The 5,790-nt window shown below is 71.0% G+C and carries 6 protein-coding genes; 2 read left to right on the top strand and 4 right to left on the bottom strand.

Features of this window, described 5'->3' with window-relative positions; translation table 11 throughout:
- Positions 1–48 precede the first annotated feature (48 nt).
- Both J7E86_RS13870 and J7E86_RS13865 read right to left on the bottom strand, forming a co-directional pair.
- Entirely contained in the window at positions 49–513 is a 465-nt protein-coding gene (locus J7E86_RS13870) for a Zn-ribbon domain-containing OB-fold protein (protein WP_215081948.1), read from the bottom strand.
- A gap of 6 nt (positions 514–519) precedes the next feature.
- Positions 520–1,698 (bottom strand): lipid-transfer protein, encoded by a 1,179-nt coding sequence (locus J7E86_RS13865; RefSeq protein ID WP_215081947.1) that lies wholly within the window; start codon positions 1,696–1,698, stop codon positions 520–522.
- A 201-nt stretch (positions 1,699–1,899) separates the two neighbouring features.
- On the opposite strand from J7E86_RS13865, the gene J7E86_RS13860 reads away from it, so the two are divergent.
- Together J7E86_RS13860 and J7E86_RS13855 are read left to right on the top strand one after the other, a co-directional pair.
- Positions 1,900–3,684 (top strand): AMP-binding protein, encoded by a 1,785-nt coding sequence (locus J7E86_RS13860; RefSeq protein WP_215081946.1) that lies wholly within the window; start codon positions 1,900–1,902, stop codon positions 3,682–3,684.
- Between the two features lie 138 nt (positions 3,685–3,822).
- Positions 3,823–4,257, top strand: coding sequence for a pyridoxamine 5'-phosphate oxidase family protein (locus J7E86_RS13855; RefSeq protein ID WP_215081945.1), 435 nt, complete (start codon positions 3,823–3,825; stop codon positions 4,255–4,257).
- Positions 4,258–4,266: 9 nt separating this feature from the next.
- On the opposite strand, the gene J7E86_RS13850 is transcribed toward J7E86_RS13855, so the two are convergent.
- Together J7E86_RS13850 and J7E86_RS13845 are read right to left on the bottom strand one after the other, a co-directional pair.
- Positions 4,267–4,485, bottom strand: coding sequence for a hypothetical protein (locus J7E86_RS13850; RefSeq protein WP_215081944.1), 219 nt, complete (start codon positions 4,483–4,485; stop codon positions 4,267–4,269).
- 725 nt (positions 4,486–5,210) lie between these two features.
- Positions 5,211–5,399: a hypothetical protein gene (locus J7E86_RS13845; protein ID WP_215081943.1), complete on the bottom strand. Its 189-nt coding sequence runs from the start codon at positions 5,397–5,399 to the stop codon at positions 5,211–5,213.
- Positions 5,400–5,790: the final 391 nt, after the last annotated feature.

Raw genomic sequence — 5,790 nt, 5'->3', positions numbered from 1 at the left:
CGCCGTCCGCGCCCACCTCCGTGCGGACCGTGGGCGTGCCGTCGGCGGTCATGGGCGCTCCAGCAACCAGCGCGGCACGGTGACGCCCTCGGCGAGTTCGGTGAAGGCGACGCGCAGGGGCGCGCCGATGCGCAGTCGCGCGGGGTCGACGGAGTCGAGCGGTGCGTCGGGCGCGGCGACGACGTTGCCGACGAGGCGGATGCGCGGGGCGTCGGCCAGCTCCACGACGACGACGTTGTACGGGGCCTGCTGGGCATATGCGGGCAGGAGGGGCGGGTGGGGCAGTACGTACGACCAGAGGTGGCCGCGCCCGCTCATGCGCCGCCACTCGCCGGCGAAGGACCGGCAGCGCGGGCAGCAGGGCCGGGGCGGGAAACGCAGCGCATGGCAGTCGGCGCAGCCCTGAACGCGCAGCTCACCGCGGGCCGCGAACTCCCAGAAGGGGGCGCCGTCCTCGTCGGGCTCGGGCAGCAACAGGCCATTGTCAGTGGTGCCCTTCATGATGGAGGACATGAAGACTCAACTCCTCAGCACAAGCGCTGATGTGGGGACTCCCTCGCCCGCCGTCACCAGGCAGGTCGTGGCGCCGGGGACCTGCGCGGTGGAGGTGCCGCGGAGTTGCCGTACGCCTTCGTTGATGAGGTTGAAGCCATGGACGTAAGCCTCGCTGAGCCCACCGCCGGCCGTGTTGAGCGGGAGGCGGCCGCCGAGTTCCAGTGCGCCGCCCTCGGTGAAGGCGCCGCCCTCGCCGCGTCCGCAGAAGCCATAGCCCTCCAGGGACAGCGGGACGAGCGGGGTGAAGGCGTCGTAGATCTGGGCCACGTCGATGTCCTGCGGGCCGAGGTCGGCGGTCTGCCACAGACGGCGGGCGGCGGTCCAGGCGGGGCCTGTCAGTGGGTCGTCGTTCCAGTAGTTGACCATGCCGTGGTGCTGGGAGGGCAGTCCCTGGGCCACGGAGTGCACGTACACCGGCGGGCGGCGGCAGTCGCGTGCCCGGTCGGCGGAGACGACGACGCAGGCCAGGGCGCCATCGGTCTCCAGGCAGTTGTCGAAGAGGCAGAGGGGTTCGCTGATCCAGCGGGAGGTCATGTACATCTCGCGGGTCAGCGGGCGCTCGTACATGATCGCGGCGGGGTTCTGGTTGGCGCGGTTGCGGCAGGCGAGGGCGACGTTGAAGAAGTGGTCCCGGGTGGCGCCGTACTCGTGCAGATAGCGCCGGGCGAGCATGGCGATCTCGTCGACGGGGCGCAGGAGGCCGTACGGGCGGGTCCACTGGGCGGGTGTGGGCAGCTGGGCGCGGGTGTTCCGCCAGGGCCGTGGTCCCGAGCCGCGTTTGCGGGAGCGCCAGGCGACGCCGACGGTCGCCTGGCCGGTGGCGATCGCCGCGGCGAGGTGGGCGACGGTCGCGCAGGAGCCACCACCGCCGTAACCGACCTTGGAGAAGAAGGTCGCGTCACCGGCCCCGATCGCCTTGGCGACCTCGACCTCGTCGGTCTCCTCCATGGTGTAGGAGGCGAAGGCGTCGACCTGGGAGGGAGGGATGCCGGCGTCGTCGAGCGCGTCGACGATCGCGCGACAGGCCAAGGTCTTTTCTGAAGCGGGAAGTTGCCGGGCGAAGGGAGTCTGTCCTATGCCGACGATCGCCGTCGCGTCCTTGAGTGTGGCTGTCGCCGTCCCTGCCGCTCTCGCCGTCACCATCGCCGCCTCCGTGCTGCTGATCCGCTGCTCGGGCCGCTTTCCTCTTCGGTTCGGTCCGGTTGCGCCGCTGCCGCTGCCGCTGCCCCGGCCATGTCCGTGGCCGTCGTCACTGCTGTCAGTACTGCTGGCAGCACTGCTGACAGCGCGGAAGGGTATCGCTAATCTGACGAACAGTCAGCTAGGGGTGCGGGAGGGCACGCGATGCGCGGGGATCTGGAATACATGTCCATACCCCGGCTGGTCCGCACGGCCGCCGCGCGGTACGCGGGCCGTGAGGCCGTGGTCGAGGGCCGGACCCGGATCGGTTACGAGCAGCTCGGCGCGCGCGTCGAGCGCGCCGCCGCGGGTTGCCTCGCCGCTGGTGTCCGGGCGGGGGACCGGGTGGCCGTCTGGGCCCCGAATACCCTCGACTGGATCGTCGCGGCCCTGGGAGCCGTGACGGCGGGGGCGGTCCTCGTCCCGGTCAACACCCGGCTCAAGGGCGCGGAAGCCGTCGAGATGCTGGAGCGCACCCGCGCCAGGCTGCTCTTCGTCACCGGCACGTTCCTCGGCACCTCCTACGTGGCCTCCCTGCGCAGCGCGGCAGGGCGGGCGGCCGGGGCTACGGGGGTGCCGGTCCGGCCGGAGTCGGGGGACTCCCGAGGGCTGTCCGCCGTCCCGGGGCAGTCAGAGGGCCCCCGGGGGCCGTCCGCCTCCCCGGGGCCGGTCGGGGCGGTGCCGGGGGCCGGTGCCGGTGGTCCGCTGCCCGGGCTGCCGCATCTGAGGGAGGTCGTCGTCCTGGCCGACGACGCGCCCGCGGAGTTCCGCACCTGGAAGGAGTTCCTCGACGCCGGGGACGCGGTGCCGGCCTGGGCCGTACGGGCGCGGGCGAACGCCGTGGGGCCGGACGCGCCCTCGGACATCATGTTCACCTCCGGCACCACGGGGGAGCCCAAGGGCGTGGTGGTCACCCACGCCCAGACGTTGCGGGCCTTCGGTATCTGGAGCGATCTGGCAGGACTGCGGAGAGGAGACCGCTATCTGATCGTGAACCCCTTCTCGCACAGCTTCGGCTACAAGGCGGGGGTCATCGCCTGTCTGATGAGGGGCGCGACGATGGTGCCGCAGGCCGTCTTCGCGGTGGACACGGTGCTGGCCAACGTCGCGGCGGAGCGGATATCCGTCCTGACCGGCCCGCCCACTCTCCATCAGTCGCTCCTCGACCACCCGGCGCGGTCGGCGCACGACCTCTCACCGCTGCGGCTGGTGGTGACGGGGGCGGCCGTCGTGGACCGGCGGCTGGTCGAGCGGCTGCGCGACGAGCTGGGAGTGGCGACCGTCCTGACTGCCTACGGGATGAGCGAGGCCACCGGTGTGGTCACGATGTGCCGGCGAGGGGACCCGGCCGAGGTCGTCGCGGCCACGTCGGGCCGGGCCGTGCCGGACACGGAGCTGCGGGTGGTGGGCGCCGACGGTGCTCCGCTGCCGCCGGGCGAGAGCGGGGAGATCCTGGTGCGCGGCTTCCAGGTGATGTCCGGATACTTCGAGGATCCGGAGGCCACGGCGCGGGCCGTCGACGCCGAGGGCTGGCTGCACACCGGGGACATCGGCGTGCTGGACGCCGAGGGCTGTCTGCGGATCACCGACCGGGTGAAGGACATGTTCGTGGTCGGCGGGTTCAACGTCCATCCGGCCGAGGTGGAACGGGTGCTCGTCCGGCATCCGGGGGTGGCGGAGGCGGCTGTCGTGGGCGTGCCGGACGGCCGGCTGGGGGAGGTGGGCAGGGCGTTCGTGGTGCGGCGGCGGGGTGCGGAGGCGGTGTCCGCCGACGAGCTGATCGCGTGGGTGCGGCGGGAGGTCGCCAACTACAAGGTGCCGCGCGCGGTGGAGTTCGTACCGGAGCTGCCGCGCAACGCCTCCGGGAAGGTCGTCAAGCACGCGCTGCGGCAGAACGGGGGAACGGCGGACGAGCGGTGGAGGGAACAGCGGCGCGGACAGCGGCGTTGAGGAGCTTCGGCGATCAGGATGGCCGCGCTGCCTTGACGGGCCGGGGCGGTGACCGGCCCGGCCCCGGGGCAGCGGAGTGCGAAGTGTCCGACGAGTCCGATGGGCCGACGAGCCGATGAGTCCGAAGAGGTGGGCGTGATGCCGCTTTCCGTCGAAGAACGCGAGGAATTCCTGGCCGGGCCGCATGTGGCGGCGCTCGCCGTGGATGCCGGCGACGAGAGGCGCGGCCCGGTGAACGTGCCCGTCTGGTACGTGTACCGGCCAGGCGGTGATTTCGTGTTCGTTACCGGCCGCGCCTCCCGCAAGGCGCAGCTCATCGCCGATGCCGAGTGCTTCACGCTCATGGTGGACCGGACTTCTCCGACGTACCGCTATGTCTCCGTCGAGGGCGAGCTCGTGTCGGTCGCCGTGGCGACCCGGGAACTCGCGAGGGAGATCGCTGCCCGTTACCTGCCGACGGAGCAGGCGGTGGCAGAGCACGTGGAGAGGATCATGGCCGACCCCGAGGCGGTCGTCGCGATCACGATGCGACCGCGGCACTGGCTCTCGGCGGACATCGGCGGAGCGAGCTGACCTCGGGTACTAGCGGGGGTCGGCGACCGTCGGGTGGTCGTCCGACCCGCCCGTGGGGTGGTCGTCGTCGGCGCCGGCGCCGAAGCCGTGCTGGAGGTGGGCGGAGGTCGGCCGCATCCCCGTCGGGTGGTCATCGGCGGTAGCGGGCACCGCGGTGGCGATCGCCGCGGCCGCGGCGACGGTGGCTATGGCGAGCGCCCGCTTGGTGAGCGCAGTCGTGCTGTTCATTCCAACTCCTCTTCATCGGGGGTGGTGGTACGCAATGGTGGCGCGATATGGCGACGAACGCAGTGCGTTGGGAAGACGGCGTCCGTTATGCGGCCGAATGCGCGTGAACCCTGTACTCCTTGCTGGGTGGGCGATGGGTGATGGGCCATGGCGATGACCCGCGTGGTTCACCTCGCCGGCCGCTGCGGCCCTGGCGATTTCCTCTTGCCTTGAGACATGACCGCAGGGGCCGGCGTCGACGGCTCCCCCTCCGTGCTGCCGACGCCGGCCCCTGTCAGTCCCCCGTTGGTCGGTCCCCCCTGGGACTTCCCTCTTCAGTTGTGGATCTTCTTCAATTGTTGTGCGGGACGTCCGACCCCCGTTGTGTTGCCATGTGCTTTGCCGAACGGCCCGGTGGAGCTCCCCCGTTGTGCGGAGGGTTCACCGTTTGACTCCCCCGTGGTGAACCCTTTTCGCGCTTTTCCTGGTGTGCGTTTCCCCCGTGTGGTGCTCTTCCCTTGTGTGGTGCGGTTCCCCCGTGGAGCGTTCCCCCGTGTGGTGCTTTCTTCTGGTCGGGCCCTGTCCGTCCGTCCCCCGTCGGACTCCCCCGTAGGGCCTTTCCTCCCCCCCCCCGTGGTTCCCCCTTCCATCCCCCCTTGAGTCCCCCGTGGGTTTCCCCCGTGTTCCCCCTGGGCCCGGGCGGCCGGAGAATTTCCGGCCGGCCGAGCTCGGTCAGTGGAAGCCGGTCAGAACGGCTTCTCGGACCCGGCGTGGTCGTCCATCAGGACGCCCACCGGCTCGCCGCCTGCGTGATCGTCCGGCGGTACGAGCTTCGGGGTCTTGGGTGCCTTGTTGGCGGCGAGAGTGGCGCCACCGGCGTGGTCGTCCTGCGGTGTGTTCACCACGCCGGGCTTGAGCTGCTGCTCGTCGCTCATAGCGATCAACTCCGTTGGTCAGTGCGAGTCGTTTGGTTGCAAAGGGGAGATGATGCGATGTGCATTTCGGGATAGCAGAACCCGCCCGGCGACTCCCCCGAGGATCGCCGGACGGGGAATAGGGCTGATCAGGGTTGATCACCCTAAGGTGAGGCCTCACCTACGACCCGCCTGCCCCCCGACGCGACGGATCGACATGAGTAAGAGTGGCGCGGCGCGATAAACGATCGATGAACGGGCACGTGAGCGGGGTCTTTAGGGGGGCGTTGGGCCCTGGTGTGGGGGTGGGGAGTGTGCGGGCGGGCTTGGGCGGGGCGTGGTGGGCCCGGCCGGGTGTTGGTGCGGTGCGGGGGTATTTGGGTGGTGGTTCTTTCCCCTACCCGCCCCTTCC

Source organism: Streptomyces sp. ISL-11 (genome assembly GCF_018614525.1).
Lineage (GTDB): Bacteria > Actinomycetota > Actinomycetes > Streptomycetales > Streptomycetaceae > Streptomyces.
This window is presented reverse-complemented; position numbering and strand designations above follow the sequence as displayed.

Excerpts from the sequence above, each read along its gene's own strand:
- J7E86_RS13870 (WP_215081948.1), bottom strand. The coding sequence starts at position 513 with ATGTCCTCCATCATGAAGGGCACCACTGACAATGGCCTGTTGCTGCCC.
- J7E86_RS13865 (WP_215081947.1), bottom strand. The coding sequence starts at position 1,698 with ATGGTGACGGCGAGAGCGGCAGGGACGGCGACAGCCACACTCAAGGAC.
- J7E86_RS13845 (WP_215081943.1), bottom strand. The coding sequence starts at position 5,399 with ATGAGCGACGAGCAGCAGCTCAAGCCCGGCGTGGTGAACACACCGCAG.
- J7E86_RS13860 (WP_215081946.1), top strand. The coding sequence starts at position 1,900 with ATGCGCGGGGATCTGGAATACATGTCCATACCCCGGCTGGTCCGCACG.
- J7E86_RS13855 (WP_215081945.1), top strand. The coding sequence starts at position 3,823 with ATGCCGCTTTCCGTCGAAGAACGCGAGGAATTCCTGGCCGGGCCGCAT.
- J7E86_RS13850 (WP_215081944.1), bottom strand. The coding sequence starts at position 4,485 with ATGAACAGCACGACTGCGCTCACCAAGCGGGCGCTCGCCATAGCCACC.